This window comes from Xylophilus sp. ASV27, assembly GCF_016428875.1.
Classification (GTDB): domain Bacteria; phylum Pseudomonadota; class Gammaproteobacteria; order Burkholderiales; family Burkholderiaceae_C; genus Xylophilus.
The window spans coordinates 1-19,322 of sequence record NZ_JAELTO010000053.1; the positions used below are offsets into that span (position 1 = coordinate 1).

General features: G+C 67.8%; 14 protein-coding genes and 1 CRISPR repeat array. Of the genes, 5 read left to right on the forward strand and 9 right to left on the reverse strand.

Annotated elements, in window-relative coordinates:
- Positions 1 to 171: 171 nt before the first annotated feature.
- The 5 genes from JHD63_RS12520 (at position 172) to JHD63_RS12540 (ending at position 6,877) form a co-directional block, all read left to right on the forward strand.
- A complete protein-coding gene (locus JHD63_RS12520; protein WP_445327102.1) occupies positions 172 to 1,335 on the forward strand; it encodes a TolC family protein in 1,164 nt (387 codons plus the stop codon).
- Between the two features lie 31 nt (positions 1,336 to 1,366).
- A complete protein-coding gene (locus tag JHD63_RS12525) occupies positions 1,367 to 2,554 on the forward strand; it encodes an efflux RND transporter periplasmic adaptor subunit (protein ID WP_198971076.1) in 1,188 nt (395 codons plus the stop codon).
- A gap of 4 nt (positions 2,555 to 2,558) precedes the next feature.
- Positions 2,559 to 5,648, forward strand: a complete 3,090-nt coding sequence (locus tag JHD63_RS12530; RefSeq protein ID WP_198971077.1) for an efflux RND transporter permease subunit — start codon at positions 2,559 to 2,561, stop codon at positions 5,646 to 5,648.
- A gap of 62 nt (positions 5,649 to 5,710) precedes the next feature.
- Positions 5,711 to 6,040, forward strand: a complete 330-nt coding sequence (locus JHD63_RS12535; protein WP_198971097.1) for a P-II family nitrogen regulator — start codon at positions 5,711 to 5,713, stop codon at positions 6,038 to 6,040.
- Between the two features lie 186 nt (positions 6,041 to 6,226).
- Positions 6,227 to 6,877, forward strand: a complete 651-nt coding sequence (locus JHD63_RS12540; protein ID WP_198971078.1) for a histidine phosphatase family protein — start codon at positions 6,227 to 6,229, stop codon at positions 6,875 to 6,877.
- A gap of 235 nt (positions 6,878 to 7,112) precedes the next feature.
- A CRISPR array of direct repeats spans positions 7,113 to 9,086; the repeat unit is 32 nt; unit sequence GTCGCGCTCCTCGGGGGCGCGTGGATTGAAAC.
- A gap of 196 nt (positions 9,087 to 9,282) precedes the next feature.
- Here JHD63_RS12540 and JHD63_RS12545 read toward each other — a convergent pair.
- The 9 genes from JHD63_RS12545 to JHD63_RS12585 all read right to left on the reverse strand — a co-directional run bounded on the left by JHD63_RS12545 (position 9,283) and on the right by JHD63_RS12585 (position 19,279).
- Positions 9,283 to 10,380, reverse strand: coding sequence for a porin (locus JHD63_RS12545; protein ID WP_370590494.1), 1,098 nt, complete (start codon positions 10,378 to 10,380; stop codon positions 9,283 to 9,285).
- A gap of 125 nt (positions 10,381 to 10,505) precedes the next feature.
- Positions 10,506 to 11,684: an ABC transporter substrate-binding protein gene (locus tag JHD63_RS12550; RefSeq protein WP_198971079.1), complete on the reverse strand. Its 1,179-nt coding sequence runs from the start codon at positions 11,682 to 11,684 to the stop codon at positions 10,506 to 10,508.
- Positions 11,685 to 11,711: 27 nt separating this feature from the next.
- Complete coding sequence (locus JHD63_RS12555; protein WP_198971080.1) at positions 11,712 to 13,577, reverse strand: AMP-dependent synthetase/ligase; 1,866 nt, start codon at positions 13,575 to 13,577, stop codon at positions 11,712 to 11,714.
- On the reverse strand, positions 13,568 to 14,344 hold the full coding sequence (locus tag JHD63_RS12560) for an ABC transporter ATP-binding protein (protein WP_198971081.1): 777 nt from the start codon (positions 14,342 to 14,344) through the stop codon (positions 13,568 to 13,570). Before JHD63_RS12560 ends, JHD63_RS12555 begins: the two co-directional genes overlap by 10 nt.
- A 15-nt stretch (positions 14,345 to 14,359) precedes the next feature.
- The gene (locus JHD63_RS12565; RefSeq protein WP_370590495.1) at positions 14,360 to 15,103 is read right to left on the reverse strand and encodes an ABC transporter ATP-binding protein; all 744 of its coding nucleotides are present in this window, start codon (positions 15,101 to 15,103) and stop codon (positions 14,360 to 14,362) included.
- A gap of 32 nt (positions 15,104 to 15,135) precedes the next feature.
- Positions 15,136 to 16,212 carry a branched-chain amino acid ABC transporter permease gene (locus tag JHD63_RS12570; RefSeq protein WP_198971083.1) on the reverse strand — a complete coding sequence of 359 codons (1,077 nt, stop codon included), beginning with the start codon at positions 16,210 to 16,212 and terminating at the stop codon, positions 15,136 to 15,138.
- A 24-nt stretch (positions 16,213 to 16,236) separates the two neighbouring features.
- On the reverse strand, positions 16,237 to 17,121 hold the full coding sequence (locus JHD63_RS12575) for a branched-chain amino acid ABC transporter permease (RefSeq protein WP_198971084.1): 885 nt from the start codon (positions 17,119 to 17,121) through the stop codon (positions 16,237 to 16,239).
- The gene (locus JHD63_RS12580; protein ID WP_198971085.1) at positions 17,118 to 18,068 is read right to left on the reverse strand and encodes a winged helix-turn-helix transcriptional regulator; all 951 of its coding nucleotides are present in this window, start codon (positions 18,066 to 18,068) and stop codon (positions 17,118 to 17,120) included. The genes JHD63_RS12575 and JHD63_RS12580 overlap by 4 nt, the downstream gene beginning before the upstream one ends.
- Positions 18,065 to 19,279, reverse strand: a complete 1,215-nt coding sequence (locus JHD63_RS12585; protein ID WP_198971086.1) for an acetyl-CoA C-acyltransferase — start codon at positions 19,277 to 19,279, stop codon at positions 18,065 to 18,067. The genes JHD63_RS12580 and JHD63_RS12585 overlap by 4 nt, the downstream gene beginning before the upstream one ends.
- Between the last annotated feature and the right edge of the window lie 43 nt (positions 19,280 to 19,322).

The window sequence follows — 19,322 nt, forward strand, 5'->3', positions numbered from 1 at the left end:
CCCCCCCCCCCCCCCCCCCCCCCCCCCCCCCCCCCCCCCCCCCCCCCCCCCCCCCCCCCCCCCCCCCCCCCCCCCCCCCCCCCCCCCCCCCCCCCCCCCCCCCCCCCCCCCCCCCCCCCCCCCCCTTTTAGATGTGTATAAGAGACAGAGCTGGACGCGCTGACCGACACGGTGCTGCTCTACAACCCGGGCCTGCTCGCGGCCCAGCGTTCGCTCACCGCGGCCACGGCCGGCATCGTCAGCGCCGGCGCCCTGCCCAATCCGCGCCTGGAATACGGCCGCGGCGACCAGAGCGCGCGCTCGGCCGGCAGCCTGGGCGGCCGGGTGCAGAGCATCGGCGTGTCGCAGCTCATCGAGAACCCGGCGCTGCGCCGCGCCCGCGTCGACGCGGCGCGCTCCAACGCGCAGGGCAGCGCGGAACTGGTGGCCGTGTCCCGCAACGAACTGGTGGCGCAGGTGCGGCTGCGCGCCTACGACTACCTGCTGCGCCAGTACGAGGCAGCGGCCGCCGGCGAGTCGCTGGCGCTGCTGGAGCAGGTCAACGCCCGGGTGCGCGCCCGCGTGGACAGCGGCGAGGCGCCGCGCTACGAGCTGATCAAGGCCGAGGCGGAGATCATCAACGCGCGCTCGCTGCAGCAGACCGCGCTGCTGCAGGCCGAGCAGGCCGCCATCGCGCTCAACCGGCTGGCCGCCGGCGCCCTGCCGCCGCGCTGGCGGCTCGACGCCGCGCTGGAGGACGAACTCCCGCCGCCCGATCTGGCGCTGCTGCGCCAGCAGGCGGCAGACGCCAACCCCGAACTGCGGGTGCTGCGCGCCGAGGCCGAACGCGCCCGCGCCCAGCTCGATGCCGCCCGCGCCGGGCGCTGGCCGGGCGTGGAGCTGCGCTACACCCAGAGCCGCGAGCCCGACGTGAAGCAGAACATCCTCGGCGTGAGCCTGCAGATACCGCTGCTGGACCAGCGCAGCGGCCCGATCGCCGAGGCCAGCGCAGAGCTGGAACGCGCGCGCGGCCGGCTCGAAGGCCGCCAGGCCGAACTGGAGCAGCAACTGCGGCAGGCCGCCAAGTCGCTGGAGATGGCGCGGCTGCGCGTACAGGCCCTGAGCGAGGGCGCGGTGCGCGACGCCGAGGCCGCGCTGCGCGTGGCCGACGCCGCCTACCGCTTCGGCGAGCGCGGCATTCTCGACGTGCTCGATGCGCAGCGGGTGCTGCGCTCGGTGCGCGCCGACCTGCTCACCGCGCGCTACCAGGTGCAGGCCGCGCGCGTCGATCTCGACCTGCTGGCCGGCCGCTGGGCCGGCGCGCCGGCCGCCGCCCCCGTGCCCTACGCGCGCTGACCCCATCGCATCGCACACCGAGGACCCCGACATGTTTTCTTCCCTCTCCCTCCTTCCCCTGAGCCGCCTGAGCCGGATCGCGCAGGCCGCCCTGCTGCTGTCCGCGGCGCTGCTGCTGCCGGCCTGCGGCAAGTCCGACACGGCCGCCGCGCCCAAGGCGGCGGCCGCGCCGGCCGACCCGATGTTGGTGCAGGTGCCGCCGCAGATGGCGGACAACTTCAAGGTCGCGCCGCTGCGCAGCGCCGAGATCGCGCCGGTGCAGGAAGTGGCCGGCCGCATCGAGGCCAACGAGCGCATGGTCTCGCGCATCGGCGCCTCGGTCACCGGCCGCGTGACCGACGTGCTGGCCGAGCTGGGCGACAGCGTGCGCGCCGGCCAGGCGCTGGCGCGCGTGGCCAGCCCGGAGCTGACGCAGGCGCAACTGGCGGTGCTGCGCGCCAGCGCCTCGACCTCGCTGGCCAGCCGGGCGGTGGAGCGCGCGCGCCAGCTGATCCAGGCCGACGTGATCGGCTCGGCCGAGCTGCAGCGGCGCGAGTCCGAACTGGCGATTGCCCGCGCCGAGCTGCGCGCGGCCACCGACCAGTTGCGGCTGCTCGGCGTCTCCGCCGGCGAGGTGGAGCAGTTGCGCAACCAGGGCACGCTGATCACCGCGACCGTGGTCAGCGCGCCGCGCGCGGGCGTGGTGGTCGAGCGCACCGTGAGCCAGGGCCAGGTGGCCCAGCCCGGCGACCCGCTGTTCACCGTGGCCGACCTGAGCACCGTCTGGGTGGTGGGCGCGCTGCCCGAGCAGGCCGCCAGCACGGTGGAGGCCGGCCAGTCGGTGGAGATCGAGGTGCCCGCGCTCGGCGGCACGCGCCTGACCGGCAAGATCATCTACGTCGGCGCCACGGTGCAGCCGGAGACGCGCACCGTGGCCATCCGCACCCAGGTGGACAACGCCAGCCGCGCGCTCAAGCCGCAGATGCTGGCGACCATGCACATCTCGGGCACGCCGCGCATGGCGCTGGCGCTGCCGGCGGCGGCGGTGGTGCGCGAGAACGACCGCGACCACGTGTTCGTGCAGACCGGCGAGCGCCAGTACCGCCTGACGCCGGTGGAGCTGGGCCCGCAGAGCAATGGCCTGCGCCCGCTGCTGCAGGGCGTGAAGGAGGGCACGGAGGTCGTCGTCGAAGGCGCCTTCCACCTGAACAACGAGCGCAAGCGCGCGGAACTGGAATAAGCCCATGGTCGCCTCCCTTATCCGCGCCGCCCTGAGCCAGCGGCTCGTGGTGGTCGTGCTGGCGCTGGTGCTCTGCGGCTTCGGCCTGCGCGAGGCCACGCGCCTATCGGTCGACGCCTTCCCCGACGTGACCAATGTGCAGGTGCAGATCGCCACCGAAGCCCCGGGCCGCTCGCCCGAGGAGATCGAGCGCTTCGTCACCGTGCCGCTGGAAATCTCCATGACCGGCCTGCCCGGGCTGACCGAGATGCGCTCGCTCAACAAGAGCGGGCTGTCCATCATCACGCTGGTGTTCACCGACAAGACCGACGTGTACTTCGCGCGGCAGCTCGTCACCGAGCGGCTGATCGAGGTCACGCCGCGCATGCCCGCGGGCATCGTGCCGGTGCTGGGCCCGGTCTCCACCGGCCTGGGCGAGGTCTACCAATACACGCTGGACCACCCGGACGACGGCCAGCGCGCCCTCACGCCCGAGGAGCTGTCCGAGCGCCGCACCATCCAGGACTGGGTGGTGCGCCCGCTGCTGCGCTCGATCCCGGGCGTGGCCGAGATCAACTCGCAGGGCGGCTACGTGCGCCAGTACCAGGCGCTGGTGGACCCGGCGCGGCTGCGCCACTACGGGCTGTCGGTGCAGAAGGTGGTGGACGCCATCGCCGCCAACAACTCCAACGCCAGCGGCGGCATCCTGCCGATCGCCACCGAGCAGTTCCTGATCCAGGGCGTGGGCCTGATCCGCACGCTGGAGGACATCGGCAACATCGTGGTGAAGGAAGACAAGGGCGTGCCGGTGTTCGTGCGCGACCTGGCGCAGGTCAAGCTGGGCCACGAGGTGCGCCAGGGCGCGATCATCAAGGGCGGCTACACCGAATCGGTGTCGGGCATCGTGCTGATGATGCGCGGCGGCAACGCCAAGGAAGTGGTCACGCGCGTGAAGGCGCGGGTGGACGAGATCAACGCCAAGGGCATGCTGCCCGGCGGCCTGCAGATCAAGCCCTTCTACGACCGCACCGACCTGGTGGACTCGGCCCTGTGGACGGTCGGCAAGGTGCTGATCGAGGGCATCGTGCTGGTGGTGGTGGTGCTGTTCATCTTCCTGGGCGACGTGCGCTCCAGCCTGATCGTGGTGGCCACGCTGGTCATCACGCCGCTCACCACCTTCATCATGATGAACCGCTGGGGCATCTCGGCCAACCTGATGTCGCTCGGCGGCCTGGCGATCGCCATCGGCCTGATGGTGGACGCCACCGTGGTGGTGGTGGAGAACGTCTACCACCGGCTCGGCCAGATGAAGGAGGGCGGCGCCTCCAAGGTGCGCACCATCCTCAACGCCACCACCGAGGTGGCCACGCCCACCATCTTCGGCATCCTGATCATCGTGCTGGTGTTCCTGCCGCTGATGACGCTGCAGGGCATCGAGGGCAAGATGTTCGGCCCGCTGGCGCTGACCATCGCCATCTCGCTGTTCGTCTCGCTGCTGGTGTCGCTGTTCTTGTCGCCGGTGCTGTGCTCCTACTTCCTCAAGGGCGGCGCCGACCACGACACGCGCCTGATCGCCTTCATGAAGCGGCACTACCTGCGCCTGCTCGACGGCGCCAGCGCGCGCGGCCGGCTCACGCTGGCCTTGGCGGTGCTGCTGCTGCTGGGCTCGCTGGCGCTGTTCCCCTTCCTCGGCAAGTCCTTCATGCCGACCATGAAGGAAGGCGCGCTCACGCCGCAGATCAACCGCGTGCCCAGCATCTCGCTGGACGAGTCCATCCGCATGGAAATGGAAGCCATGAAGCTGGTGGCCTCGGTGCCGGGCGTGAAATCGGTGGTCTCCAAGCTCGGCCGCGGCGAGTCGCCGGCCGACCCGGCCGGCCCGAACGAGTCCGACCCGATCGTGCTGCTGGACCCGGACAGCCCGCGCACCCAGGACGAGATCGACGAGGAGATCCGCGAGAAGCTCTCCACCATCCCGGGCGTGCAGATCGTGCTGTCGCAGCCGATCTCCGAGCGGGTGGACGAGATGGTGACCGGCGTGCGCTCGCAGGTGGCGATCAAGGTCTTCGGCGACACGCTGCCCGAGCTCAAGCGCCTGTCCGAGCAGGTCGCGCGCATCCTCAAGGACGTCTCCGGCAGCCGCGACATCCGCATCGAACGGCTGTCCGGCCAGCAGGCGCTGATGGTGGACATCGACCGCAAGGCCATCGCCCGCCAGGGCCTGAACGTGGCCGACGTGCAGGCCATCATCGAGGCGGCCATCGGCGGCAAGGTGGTGACCACGCTCTACGAGGGCGAGCGCCGCTACGCCGTGGCGGTGCGCTTCCCCGAGGGCGCGCGCAACTCGGTCGAGGCCATCGGCAACACCCTGCTGCCCACGCCCGACGGCGCCCAGGTGCCCTTGTATGCGGTGGCGCGCATCCAGCTCATGGACGGCCCGGCGCAGATCAGCCGCGAAAGCGGCAAGCGCCGCGTGGTGGTGGGCGCCAACGTCGAGGGCCGCGACCTGGCCGGCTTCGTGGCCGAAGTGCAGCAGCGCATCGACCGCGAGGTGCAGTTGCCCGAGGGCTACTACTTCGTCTACGGCGGCCAGTTCGAGAACATGGAGCGCGCCATGGCCACGCTGTCCATCATCGTGCCGCTGACCATCGCCGCCATCTTCTTCCTGCTGTTCATGCTGTTCAACTCGGTCAAGCTGGCCGGGCTGATCATCCTGGTGCTGCCCTTTGCCTCCATCGGCGGGCTGGTGGGGCTGTTCGTCACCGGCGAGTACGTCAGCGTGCCGGCCTCGGTCGGCTTCATCGCGCTGTGGGGCATCGCGGTGCTCAACGGCGTGGTGCTGGTGAGCTGCATCCGCAAGCTGCGCGAGGACGGCATGGACGTGGCCACCGCCGTGCGCGAAGGCTGCGTGCAGCGCTTCCGCCCGGTGATGATGACCGCCACCGTCGCGCTGCTGGGCCTGGTGCCCTTCCTGTTCGCCACCGGCCCGGGCTCGGAAGTGCAGCGGCCGCTGGCCATCGTCGTGATCGGCGGGCTGATCTCCTCCACCCTGCTGACGCTGGTGGTGCTGCCCACGCTCTACCGCTGGTTCGATGAAAAGCCCCTGGAGGCTTGACCTCGGAGACACGCGTGGCGCTCCCCGGCGCCACGCGATCCATCGCTTACCTGGAGAAGACCATGAAGGAAATCCGCGCCATCGTGCGCCCCAGCCGCATCGAGCGCCTGCGCGATGCGCTGCGCGCCATCCCCAACTTTCCCGGCGTGACCCTGTTCAAGGCCGAAGGCTTCACCGCCCCGGCCGCCGTGGACAAGCGCACCGTCAAGCACGAGCTGACCGACTTCTCGGACAAGATCATGCTCAGCGTGCTCGCCGAGGACGACATGGTCCCGCTGATCCGCGAGGCCATCATCGAGAGCTGCCGCACCGGCACCATCGGCGACGGCCTGGTGTGGGTGGTGGACATCGGCGAGATGCACCGCATCCGCGACCGCAGCGTCTACGGCTGAAACCGAGGCGCGCGGCGGGGCGGCGCCGCCGATTGCTATCATATATATAGCAAAAAGCCCGGAATCCACCTGGGCTTCAGGCATTTTTTCCTCAAAACCCCGGCCCATGGGCACCCTGCACGGCACGCAGCGCCCCATCCATGCGGCGCGGGGCAGAATCGGCACTCCCCAACTCTCGCCACCGACATGTCGACACACGCCCCCGCCGCCCCCGCCGCCCCTGCCCACCTGTTCCGCCAACACGCCGTCGCCCACCGGCTGCAACCCGCGGTGCAGCAGTTCCACTTCCTGCGCCATGGGCAGACGGCCTGCAACGCGTCGCGCATCTTCCAGGGCCCCGAAGAACCGCTGGACCCCACCGGCCGGGCCCAGGCCGAGCGCGCCGGCCGCGTGCTGGCCGCCAGCGGCGCGCCGATTGCCACGATCGTGTTCAGCGACATGCTGCGCACGCGCCAGACCGCAGAACTGGTCGCCCGCAGCCTGCCCCACGCGGCGCAGTACGCCCTGCCCCAGCTGCGCGAGCGCAACTTCGGCGAGCTGCTGGGCACCTCCTCCGCGCACATGACCTGGGACTGCGACCCGGCGCAGGGAGAATCGCTCGCCGCCTTCGTAGAGCGCACCGCAGCCGGCCTGCAGCTCGCGCTGGAGCACCCAGGCCCGGTGCTGGTGGTGGCCCACGGCGGCATCCTGCACGCCCTGGCCGCCCTGCTACAGGTCGAAACCACCCCCGCCCTGTTCGCCAATGCGCACCCCCTGCGCCTGGACCGCACACCCCAAGGCTGGACCGCCACGCCGCTGGCCGCCACGGCGCAGGACCAGGCCAGCCACCTGTCCTGACCCGCACCGGGCTGCCTCCCGCTGGCGGCGCCACGCCCATCACCGGGCGCAGAACTTGACAGCGAACCAGCAGCGTCCGGCGTTCCCCCATAGCGGTTCGCACGCCGCCAAGCCGTTGATCTCCCTTGGTTTTGAAGCGGCCCGGCGGCGCTCCGGCGCAGCGGGGCTTGGCTTTCGGGTGCTTCGCGGAATACGGGGAAAAGGGCATGTACCGGCATTGGCTTATAACCACGCGGTCGCGCTCCTCGGGGGCGCGTGGATTGAAACAAGAGTGGGTGCGGCGCATGAAGCGCGAGTTGGGGTCGCGCTCCTCGGGGGCGCGTGGATTGAAACATCAGACCTTCTTGCCACCGGCTGCCGCCAGCTTGGTCGCGCTCCTCGGGGGCGCGTGGATTGAAACAACGCCCAGCGCCCCGACCACAAGCTGGAGCACCGTCGCGCTCCTCGGGGGCGCGTGGATTGAAACCTCGGAGGTCTGCGACCACGCCGAGGCCCTCTGCGTCGCGCTCCTCGGGGGCGCGTGGATTGAAACATGCCGCCGGCGCGGTAGTCCTCCATCTTGCGGGGTCGCGCTCCTCGGGGGCGCGTGGATTGAAACGTGTTCACCGGGCCATACTTCGCGCGCTCTGCGCAGGTCGCGCTCCTCGGGGGCGCGTGGATTGAAACTGGCCCGTCCGTGAGCGGCTGTTTGTGGAACACATGTCGCGCTCCTCGGGGGCGCGTGGATTGAAACTGGATATGGCCGTACTCCACCAGGTGGCCGTGCGGCGGTCGCGCTCCTCGGGGGCGCGTGGATTGAAACTTTCTGAGCGGGATGTTGCCGAGCGGCGAGCACAGGTCGCGCTCCTCGGGGGCGCGTGGATTGAAACAGCCCGGAGGTTGCCGCTGTCGTCGGCCCCTACGGGTCGCGCTCCTCGGGGGCGCGTGGATTGAAACAAGTGGGTGCGCTCTGCGCTGTCCTGACCACTGGTCGCGCTCCTCGGGGGCGCGTGGATTGAAACAACGGCATGAACGCATCATGCGGTCGACCAGTAATGTCGCGCTCCTCGGGGGCGCGTGGATTGAAACACGGCCGCTGAGGCGTGCGCAAATGCTGGCATAGCGTCGCGCTCCTCGGGGGCGCGTGGATTGAAACGACGCGCTGAAGACCAACATCGGCGAACTCTACGGTCGCGCTCCTCGGGGGCGCGTGGATTGAAACCCGCTGGGTCTATGTCTTGCGCTGTCACACGCTCGGTCGCGCTCCTCGGGGGCGCGTGGATTGAAACATCCCGCAACAGCACAGCACCGCGGCATTCTCGCCGGTCGCGCTCCTCGGGGGCGCGTGGATTGAAACCCGAGCGCGGCGCAGCGCACTGACGGCCTGTTCTGGTCGCGCTCCTCGGGGGCGCGTGGATTGAAACATCGGTGACAAGGCGCAGTTCCAGAACGGGTATGGCGTCGCGCTCCTCGGGGGCGCGTGGATTGAAACACCGGCTGCGCGCGGACTTCACCGAGCAGTTGGCCGTCGCGCTCCTCGGGGGCGCGTGGATTGAAACGCGCGCGCAGCGCCGAGCTGACCCAGGCCCTGCGCGTCGCGCTCCTCGGGGGCGCGTGGATTGAAACTGCACACCCAGCGCTCGGGCAGCGGCGTCTATGGGGGTCGCGCTCCTCGGGGGCGCGTGGATTGAAACAAGGAGCTGGGCTACGACAGCATGCCAACCTCGCGGTCGCGCTCCTCGGGGGCGCGTGGATTGAAACCTCGCGCATATTCCAGACCGAGGGCGCAGCAGGTGTCGCGCTCCTCGGGGGCGCGTGGATTGAAACGACAGCAACAGCATGCCCCCGGCAGACGACCAGGCGTCGCGCTCCTCGGGGGCGCGTGGATTGAAACTTGTCCGACTCCTCGGGCTCCTTGCGAACGGCCTGTCGCGCTCCTCGGGGGCGCGTGGATTGAAACAGCCAGGCCTCGATCTGCGCGGGCGACATGTTGGCGTCGCGCTCCTCGGGGGCGCGTGGATTGAAACGACACTGATCCCCAAGCAGAACGCGCGAGCGGGAAGCGTCGCGCTCCTCGGGGGCGCGTGGATTGAAACCCGCGTCACGATGCTCATGGGCCGCGGCTTGCTGTGTCGCGCTCCTCGGGGGCGCGTGGATTGAAACGGTCAATAGAGGCTGGGATGCTCCGTTCTTGACAGGTCGCGCTCCTCGGGGGCGCGTGGATTGAAACAACGTGTACACGGTCCAGCAGGCCGCCCTCCGCTCGCCGCGCCCTACGGGGCGCTACGCTTGAACGGTCCGTCTTTCGCGGCAGAGCTCAAGGGCGCAAAGGTCGCGCCCTACGTGCGCACGCGGGTTGAAACACCAACCAGCCAAGCCAACTCCGTGCTCGAACAAGCGGGACAACACCCCACCGTTTTCCGCTCTCAGAAGTTGTGCTTGATCCCTGCGTAGAGCATTCGCGTCCGGGCGCCTGCGTCGGCCACGGCCATTTGCAGGCCGCCGGTGAGGCTGCCGTTCCACAGGTTGTAGCGGCCGCTTCCCTGGTTGCGCAGTTCGATCACGGACACATCCAGTTGGGTGCGCTTGCTCAGCGTGTACTGGTAGCTGGCGGACAGCATCCTTGCGCCCGAGTTCTGCAGGGCCGCGCCGTTGACCTTGGTCGACTGGGCCTGGCCGTAGGTGGCCGAGACCAGGTGCTGGCCAAACGTGTAGCCCACGGGAATGGCAAATGCCAGACGGTGCTGCGACACGCCGCTCGTGGTGTCGGTGACCTTGTTGCGATCTGCGATCAGGCCGACGCGCCAGGTCTGGTCCAGATAACCCAGCGCGATTCTGTCTGCGTTCTGGTCGAGCGGCCCCACCGTCTGCCCAGGCAGAGCGCCCTGCGCGCGACGCGCCATATGGAAGTAGCCCGCTCGGAATGGCCCGTTGGTGTACATGGGATTCACGTACCAGGTCTTATTGCGCTTGTTGTCGGCGGACTCCGCATCGAACGTATACGACGCCATGCCCGAAAAGCCTCCGATGGTGGGGGCTTCGTAGCGGATCGTATTGTTCAGGAAGCCGCCGGAAAAGAAGGCGCCGTTGATCGTCCCCAGTACGTTGAGCGAGTTGGCCGCGTTGGGGGCGGCATCGAACGAGCCGTGGGAATCAATCACGAACCAGTGGTGGCTGAAGTACACGGACTGACGGCCGAGTTGCAGGCGCCCCAGGTCCTTGTTGCCCAGGCCCACGAAGAAGTTTCGCCCGGCCGCCAGCGCACCGGTATCGATACCGAAGTCCCACTCCAGGCGATAGTAGGCCTGGGCACCGCCTCCGAGATCCTCCCTGCCATCGAGGTACCAGAAGCTGGTGTTGTTGGTGACGCGGGTTGCGCTGGGATTGGCGCCACTGCCGCCGTTGACCGAAATGCGGTCGAGCCCCCCCTTGATCTGCCCGCCAAGCGTGACGTTCGATTGCGCAAGTACCGTCGTGGATGCGGCCATCAGGCCCACGGCCATCGTGATGAAAGTCGTTTTCACGTTGTCTCCTTCATTGATCGGTTCACCAATATTTCCTGCAATGAATTCCCATCAGGATTTCTTGTGCTGCCGTGGTTCGTCTCCTTTCAAAGTGAGCTTCGTATTCCATGTGAAGCAACGGCCGCTCATTTGCCGTCGGTTGGCTTGGAGAGCTGCACCCAGCGGCCACCCTTGATCTGGTCGATGGAAACCAGTTCTGGCATGGCGTGGTTGTTCTTCCAGGCCTGCCGCGTGTAGGTGGTGAAGTCCTCGTGCGGCACGCCCTGCATGGCCTTGGAGAATCTTTCGGCCGTCAGATCCGCGCCCGTGGCCTGTATGCCATCCAGGAACCAGCTCATGTAGGAGTAGGCATTGGCGGCGTTCTCATCCGCGTCGTGTCCAAAGCGCGCCTTGTAGCCGGTGAAGAATTCCCTGGCGGCGGGATCGGTGGTGGTGTTTGGGTCGTGCAGCTTCCAGCCGCCAATGCCGTAGAGGCCTTCCACCGTGTCCTTGCCCAGCGCGGCGACGACGCTGCTGCGGCCCGGCAGACCGGTCAGCACCTTCACGCTGGTCCAGTTGAGCTTTCTCACTTCGGCCATCACGCCGACGGTTTCACGGATCACCGTGCCCGCGAAGATCAGATCGACATTGGCCGCCTTCATCCTGGCGACCTGCGAAGAGAAGTCGATGTCGCCGACCTTGTACGCGGCCTCCGCCGCAAGCGTCAGGCCGGCCTGCTGCATGGCCGTATGGACGCCCGCACGTATCAGGTCGCCGAATGGCCCTTCCTGGTAGATCAGGCCGACGCGCTTGCCATCCCAGTTCCTGATGGCCCAGCCCAATCCGGTGGCCGTGGTGGAGTCGTAGTTCTGTACCGTGGTGAACAGCAGCGGGCTGTTGCCCGAGACTTTCTGGATCACCGACGATGCGGCCCAAGGAGCAAACACGATCACGCCCGCGTCCGTGGCCATCTTCACGGTGGCGGCATTGGTGCCGGAGCCGAAGGGATTGACGATGGCGAATACCTTGTCGCTGCGGATCATCTTCTGCACCGCGCGCACCGCCATTTGCGGCTGGCTGCCGTTGTCTTCGGTCACTAGCCTGATCTGGCGGCCATGAATGCCAGTGGCGTTGGCTTCGTCCAGACGCATCTGCATGGCGTTGCGCAGCATGACCGATCCGGTGGCCGTCGGGCCGGAAAGATCGAGGTGCGTGCCGAGCAGGATTTCCTTGTCGCTCACGCCCGCCGCATGGGCCGAGCCCAGCGTGAGCGCCGCGCAGAACAGCAGGCAGTGGCGACGATTGAATGAATGGCGCAAAGGCATGGTTGTCTCCTGGATTGATGGGCCTTGTCATGCGGGAGCGGGAGCCTGTCTGGCACCGCCGTACATGTCGTCGATGAGCAGTGCGTACTTGCGTGCGATCACCTTGCGCTTGAGCTTCATCGTGGGCGTGAGCTCTTCGTCTTCGGCGGTGAGCAGCGTGTCGATGATCCGGAAGTCCTTGATCTGTTCGACACGTGCCAGCTGGGGATTGATGCGCTCGATCTCCGCTCGGATCAGCGCGGCGATTTGCGGAGCGCGCGCCAGGCTGCGGTAGTCCGTGTAGGGGATCTGCCGCTCCTGCGCATGCCGCGCGACGTGCTCGTGATCGAGCATGACCAGGCAGGTCAGGTAGTGGCGGCCATCGCCGATCACCACGGCGTCGGTGATGTAGGGGCTGAACTTGAGCAGGCTCTCGATATGGCTCGGCGTGATGTTCTTGCCGCCCGATGTGATCAGGATGTCCTTGATGCGATCGCGGATCGAGAGATAGCCGCTCTCGTCGAGCTCGCCGCAATCGCCGGTGTGCAGCCAGCCGTCGGCGTCGAGCGTCTCGGCGGTCTGCCGCGGCAGATTCCAGTAGCCGGCGAACACGTTGGGGCCACGGATCAGGATTTCGCCATCCGCGCCAAGGCGGATCTCGGTGCCAGGGGCCTTGACGCCCGCCCAGCCCAGCCGGATGCCGCCCCTGGGCGTCGCCGCACAGAAGCCTGAGGTCTCGGTCATGCCGTAGGCCTCGCGCAGCTCGATGCCGCAGGCCAGGAACCAGCGAATGAGGTCTGCAGGCACCGGCGCAGCCCCGGTCAACGCGCAGCGCACGTTCTGCAGGCCCAGGAACACCTTCACGTTGCGCAGCGCGGCCCGGCGCAGCCATTGCGTGGCCCAGGCCTGCGCCGCAGGTGCCTGGCGCTGGAGCCGGGCGTCCACCATGGCCGCTGCGCTCCCCCGTGCCGTACCGTAGGCCCAGCGAGCGAGCGGGATGGCATCGCGCATGAACAGGTCTATCTGCGACACCATCTTTTCCCAGAAGCGCGGCGGCGCGAACAGCACCTGCGGCGCCACCTCGCGCAGATCGTTGAGGACCGTGCCCGGGTTCTCGGGGAAATGAACGACCAGCCCGACCGCGAGCGGATTGAACACCGATGCCATGCGCTCGGCGATATGGCACAAGGGCAGGAAGGACAAGGACTTGTCGCCGGGACCGGCGTCGAGATACTCCTTCACCTGCGTGAGCTGGAACATCACGTTGCGGTTGAGGATCATCGCGCCCTTGGGCGCGCCCGTGGTGCCGGACGTGTAGACCAGAAACGCGAGATCCTCGGCACGCCCGCGGTCGATCGCCGCCTCGAACACACTGCCATCGCGGGCGCCCAGGCGTATGCCTTCCCGCAGGAAGTCGTCGAAGAAGCTCACCTGCGGATCGGAGAATCCGCGCAGCCCGTCACGCTCCATCACCACGATCACGCGCAGCGCGGGGCAGCGGCCGCGCACGGCAAGAACCTTCTCCAACTGCTCCTGGTCCTGCACGAAGACGGCCTGTGCGCCGCTGTCTTGCAGGATGTGCAGCACCTGATCGGCCGACGACGTCGGGTAGATGCCGTTGCCCGCAAAGCCCATGCACTGCGCCGCCATGTCCACATACAGCCATTCGGGGCGGTTCTCGGCAAGCACGCAGACCACCGCGCCTCGCTGCAATCCGCTTGAGTCCAGTTGCATGCCGATGGCGCGCGCGTGGGCATAGTATTCGGCCCAGGTCACGCTCTCCCACAGGCCACGGCGCTTGGGGCGCAACGCCGGCTGCGCGGCCCATTGCCGGCAACGCAGACGGAACAGCCGCGCCGGCGTTTCCTGCTCCTGAAACCGGTGCAGGGTGGGAGGGGCTTGATTCAGCGCCATGTCTTCTTCCGCTTCCAGCGCTGCGCGGTGCCGCTCAGGCCCGTGTGTGCACCGCCGCCGAGATAGGAGGCCTGCACGTCGGCCTTGCTCGAGAGCGCCACGCAGCTGTCGGCCGCCACCACGCGACCCAGTTCCATGATGTAGCCGTCATCGGCATGTGCGAGCGCAATGGCCGCGTTCTGCTCGACCACCAGGATCGCGGTTCCCGTTTCATCGCGAATGCGACAGATGATGGAGAAGATCTCCTTGGTGAGAAGCGGCGAGAGGCCAAGCGATGGCTCATCGAACATCAGAAGCTGCGGCCGCGCCATGAAGGCGCGACCGATCGCCACCATTTGCTGCTCGCCGCCCGAGAGCAGGCCGGCGCTCTGCAGCACGCGCTCTTTCAGGCGTGGAAACCAGGCGTAGACACGCTCCAGATCGCGCGCCACGCCATCCGCGTCACGGCGCGTGTAAGCACCCATTGCCAGGTTGTCCTGCACGGTGAGAAACGGATACACCTGGCGGCCTTCTGGCACCAGCACCAGACCGCGGCGGCACATTTCGTCGGCATCGAGGCCGCTCACCGCCAGGCCCGCAAACCTCACCTCGCCCTTGAACGGATCGATCACGCCTGCAATGGTGTTGAGCAGCGTGGTCTTGCCCGCCCCATTGGCACCGAGCACCGCCACCATGCGGCCCGGATCGACCTGGATGTTGACGCCCTGCAGGGCCACGATGGGGCCGTACCAGGTCTCCAGGTTGTTCACTTCGAGCAATGCACCCATTGGAGGCCTCTCGGCTCAGATGCCAAGGTAGGCCGCGATCACGGCGGGGTCGCGCTGCACCTGCGCGGGTGTGCCTTCGGACAATACGGCTCCCTGGGCCATGCATATCACCCGATCGGCCACGGCGCTCACCAGCGACATGTCGTGCTCGACCATCACCACGGTGATGCCGAGGTCGCTGCGGATGTCGTCGATCCAGAAGGCCAGCTCGCGCGTCTCCTCGGGATTCAGGCCCGATGCAGGCTCGTCCAGGAACAGCAGTTCAGGCCGCGTGCACAGCGCCCGGCCCAGCTCCACCACCTTGCGCACACCATACGGCAGGCTCGCCACGGCAGCGTTGCGCCACGCCGAGAGATCGAGAAACTCGATGATCGCCTCCGCCTGGGCCCGCGCGTCTTCCTCCATGCGCGTCACGGCCGGCGTGCGCAGCACCTGTTGCCACCACCGCCCGTGCGCAAAGCGATGGCGGCCGAGCAGCAGGTTGTCCATGACCGAGGCGGCGTCGAACAGCTCGATGTTCTGGAACGTGCGTGCAATGCCATGCCTGGCAATGCGATGGCGCGGCACCCTGGCGAGGTCCTGCCCCTTGAACAGGATCTCGCCGCCAGACACGTCGAACACCCGCGTGATGGCATTGAGCATCGATGTCTTTCCGGCGCCATTCGGTCCGATGATGGCCAGCACCTCGCCCGCATGGACATCCAGGCTCAGGCCGGCAATGGCCCGCACGCCGCCGAAGGCCAGCGTGAGGTCCCGCACCCTCAAGAGGGAATCGGATCGCGGCATCGCGCTCATCGATGGCGCTCCGACTTCATGTAGCGCTTCTGGCGCTTGAAGGTGTCGCGCCGGTACAGCGGGAACGACTGCAGCAGCGCCCGCAGCTTGAGCCAGCGGCCATTGAGCCCATTCGGCTCGAACAACACGAAGAGCGCGAGGATGAGTCCGAAGACAAAGATCTCCAGGCCGAACTGCGTTGCCATGCGCTCAGGCATCAGCGGCTTCACGCGCGAGATCGCCGTCGGCAGCATGCTGATCAGAATCGCGCCCAGAATGGCGCCGCGCAGGCTGCCCAGCCCCCCGATCACCACCATCAGCACCAGTTCCAGCGAAAGCAGCAAGGTGAATCCGTCCGGGGTGAGGTATTGCAGGTGGTGTGCCATCAGTGCGCCGGCGACGCCGGTCACTCCGGCAGATACGGAAAACGCGGCCACCTTCGCCGCACGCACGTGGATGCCGAGCGAGTACGCTGCGGCCTCCGAGTCGCGCACCCCCATGAACGCGCGCCCTATCGAGGAGCGCAGCAGGTTGAGCAGCCCGAGGAACACCAGAACCAGTACCGCCAGGCACAGGTAGTAGAACGCCGCGGGACTGCCGAGCGACCAGTCGCCGATACGCGCCGGCGCAACCGCCAGCCCGGTGAAGCCGCCGGTGACCGAATTCCAGCGGCCGATGAGCTGCTCCACGATGATGGCAAACGCCATGGTCACCATCGCCAGATAGAGCCCGGAGACACGGATCGCAGGAATGCCCAGCAACAGCCCTGCGAAGCCGGCGATCAGCCCGGCAAGCGGCATCGACGCCGGCATCGGCACGCCCTTGCCCATGAGCCAGGCGTGGGCGTAGGCGCCTATCGCGACGAACGCGGCGTGTCCGAGGGAGACCTGTCCGGTATACCCTGTGAGCAGCATCAGTCCGAGGCTGGCGACGCACAGAATGAACACGTAGGACAGTTCGCCCGGCACAAAGGTACTGCCCACCAGCGGCAGGAGCAGCAGCGCCGCCATCAGCGCCCCGTACAGCACGCGCGCACTGGTGTGCGGCAGCAGTTTGAAGCTGTCGCGGTAGCGGGTGTGGTAGTCGAATCTCATGGATGGGGCCTTGATTCGCAGTGATCACACGCGGCGGCCATGCGCCTCGCCCAGCAGGCCGTGCGGCCGGACGATGAGCACCACGATCAACACCAGATAGGCCACGATGTCCTTGGTGCCTTGCGGTAGGTAGACACCGGCGTATTGCTCCACCAGCCCGATGAGCAGGCCGCCAACGATCGCACCGGGAATGCTGCCAAAGCCGCCCAGTACCAGTGCCGCCAGCGCCTTGAGCGTGACCAGCCAGAGCGTGGTGTCCACCAGCGTGATCGGGGCGAGCAGCACGCCGGCCAGCGCCGCGATCGCCCCCGCCAGCGCCCACACGAGAGAGTTCACGCGCTTGACGCGCACACCGTTGAGATAGGCCGCGAGCTGGTTCTGCGAAGCCGCCTGCATGGCAATGCCCAGCCGCGTGTGGCGGAAGAAAAGATACAGCGTCACGGTGGCGGCCAGCGACATGCACAGGATCACCAGTTGCAGATCGGCTATCTGCAAGCCGGCGATGCGGGTGGTGGAGTTCGTCCAAGGCGTCGCATAGTTGCGCGACTCGGGGCCGAACACCATGCTCACCAGCCCCCGCATCATGAAGGCCAGTGCAATGGTGAGCATCACTCCGGCAAACTGCGGCTGGCCGGCGATGCGGCGGATCACGCACGCATCGAGCGCATAGGCCATCGCCGCGGTGATGAGCACCGTGAGAAGAACCGCCAGCCAGAATGGCAGCCCGGCCACCGTGATCAGGCCCCACGCGGAAAACGCCGCGACGACGAGCAGATCGCCATGCGCAAAGTTCAGCACCTCGGTGGCCTTGTAGATCAGCACCAGGCCCAGCGCCACCAGCGCATAGATCGCGCCGACGGCAACGCCGTTGGCCGTGAGCTGAGCAAACACCTGAAGGCTCTCGCTCATGAGGCCTCTCCGTCGGGCCATTCGAAGGAGACTTCCCAGGGCTTGAGTGGCTGATGGCAATGGCTGCACGCGACCTTGGGGATGAACGGCTGCCCACAGGCCCTGTGCGCAGGGCGTATGGAACTTGGCTCACGGAAATGATGGGTGCCGGCCCAGTTGGCCAGACAGACGATGTAGCCGAACAGGCCACGGCTCGATGCGGTGAGCCGGTAGCGCCTGCGCCGGGCATCGCTGTGATCGGCCTCGCACACCAGCAGGCTGGAATCCACCATGCCCGCCAGGCGCTTGCTGAGCACGCCGGGCCCAATGCGCAGCACGAAGCTCAGTTGATCGAAGTAGTGGCAACCCAGCGTCACCGCCGCGACGATCAGCAGGCTCCAGCGGTCCACGCGCAGGCCCAGGCTGAAGTCGGTCTCCGAGTCGGCCCTCAATCGCGGCGTGCGTGTGGACTCGCCGCTGTCATGCGGCAGCTTCGGATTGGGCTCCAGCCTGTACTGGAGGTCGTGCATGCTCGCTCGCTCGCCACAGGCGCCGCAGATCAGCTCCGGGTGGAAGGCGTGTGCGCAGCCCTTGTGGATCAGTCGCCGGGGCAGGGATCTGGGCCGCTCGCCGTATTTCACTTCCCAGTCCCAGATCATCAGCACCGAGTCGTACAGGGCCATGCCCTTGGTGGTGAGGTGATAGGCGTAGCGCTCGGGCCGTTCCTGGTACATGCGGGGGCGCAGGATGTCCATCTGCACCAGGGCCTTGAGGCGCTCTGCCAGCGTGGGACGTGGAATATTGGTCCTGGCCAGCCAGTCGTCGAAGCGGCGTACGCCCAGGAAGGCCCCCACCACCACCTGAGCCGTTCGGTGGTCGCCAATGATCTTGAGCCCGTGGCTGAGCGTGCTGCTCGAGAGCGCCTCTCGCACCAGCGTCAGGTCGAAGTGGGCCGACGGATCGCTCATGTCGCGTCCGCACTCACCCGCTCGATCACCATGGCAACCGCCACGCCCGCAGCACCGCAAATCGCCACCACGGCGCGCCTGGCATCGCGCCGCTCCAGTTCGTCGAGCGCCATGCCCACCAGCGTGCTACCCGTCGAACCCATGGCATGGCCCAGCGCGATGGCGCCACCGTTTACGTTGAGCCTCTCATGCGGCACTTCCAGGTGCTTCATGTAATGCAGCATGAGCGCAGCGAACGATTCGTTCACTTCAAAGAGATCGACGTCGCCCGCCGACAGCCCGGCGCTCGCGAGTGCCTTGCGCGTGGCATCGGCCGCGCCCGTGAGCGCCATCACGTGGTCGGCCGATGCATCAGCCGCTGCAAGAATGCGGGCGCGCGGGGTGAGACCCAGCCGCTGCACGGCCGCCGTGCTGGCCACCAGCACCGCTGCCGCGCCGTCTGCCATCGCGGGTGAGTTCCCCGCATGCTGCACATGGTCCACACCGGCCAGCCCATACTGTTTGGCCAGCCACGCATCCACGCCGGACTTCACGCCCATCTCCGCGAACGCGGGCGCGAGTGAAGACAGGCTCTCCAGCGTCGTGCCGGCGCGCGGGGTTTCGTCCTGCTCTAGCAGCACTTCGCCGTCTTCGCCCTTGACCGGCACCACCGAGCGAAATCGCCCGTCCTGGCGCGCGGCCACGGCGCGTCGCTGCGACTCGAGCGCATAGGCATCGCACTGCTGGCGTGTGAAACCCTCGATGCTGGCAATGGCGTCCGCGGCTATGCCGATCGGCACCAGCCTGGTCTGGCGCTGCAAATCCGGATCGTGCGTGAGCGGACCCTTGTCGCTCGCCATGGGCACGCGCGACATCATCTCCACGCCGCCGGCCACGGCCACGCCATCGTTGACCAACGCCTGCGTAGCGGCGAACTGCACGGCGGTGAGGCCCGATGCGCAATAGCGGTTCAGCGTCATGCCCGATACCGCATCGCTCCAGCCCGCGCGCACCAGGGCGAGTTTGCCGATGTTCGATCCCTGCTCCGCGGTCTGTGTCACGCAGCCGAAAAGCCCGTCGCAGACCTGCGCGGTGTCGACCCCGGTGCGCGCCTGCAGCGCCACCAGTTGCTGCGCAAGCAGATCAACGGGCTTGACGCCCTTGAGCGCACCCTTGTCATTGCCACGCCCCCGGGGACTGCGGACCGCATCGATGATGAATGCCTGCGTCATGCTGCTCCCTTGCTCAGGAACCCGGATGCCCGAATTCCCTATG

Coding starts and splice junctions, on each gene's coding strand:
- JHD63_RS12525 (WP_198971076.1), top strand. CDS start 1,367: ATGTTTTCTTCCCTCTCCCTCCTTCCCCTGAGCCGCCTGAGCCGGATC.
- JHD63_RS12530 (WP_198971077.1), top strand. CDS start 2,559: ATGGTCGCCTCCCTTATCCGCGCCGCCCTGAGCCAGCGGCTCGTGGTG.
- JHD63_RS12535 (WP_198971097.1), top strand. CDS start 5,711: ATGAAGGAAATCCGCGCCATCGTGCGCCCCAGCCGCATCGAGCGCCTG.
- JHD63_RS12540 (WP_198971078.1), top strand. CDS start 6,227: ATGTCGACACACGCCCCCGCCGCCCCCGCCGCCCCTGCCCACCTGTTC.
- JHD63_RS12550 (WP_198971079.1), bottom strand. CDS start 11,684: ATGCCTTTGCGCCATTCATTCAATCGTCGCCACTGCCTGCTGTTCTGC.
- JHD63_RS12555 (WP_198971080.1), bottom strand. CDS start 13,577: ATGGCGCTGAATCAAGCCCCTCCCACCCTGCACCGGTTTCAGGAGCAG.
- JHD63_RS12560 (WP_198971081.1), bottom strand. CDS start 14,344: ATGGGTGCATTGCTCGAAGTGAACAACCTGGAGACCTGGTACGGCCCC.
- JHD63_RS12570 (WP_198971083.1), bottom strand. CDS start 16,212: ATGAGATTCGACTACCACACCCGCTACCGCGACAGCTTCAAACTGCTG.
- JHD63_RS12575 (WP_198971084.1), bottom strand. CDS start 17,121: ATGAGCGAGAGCCTTCAGGTGTTTGCTCAGCTCACGGCCAACGGCGTT.
- JHD63_RS12580 (WP_198971085.1), bottom strand. CDS start 18,068: ATGAGCGATCCGTCGGCCCACTTCGACCTGACGCTGGTGCGAGAGGCG.
- JHD63_RS12585 (WP_198971086.1), bottom strand. CDS start 19,279: ATGACGCAGGCATTCATCATCGATGCGGTCCGCAGTCCCCGGGGGCGT.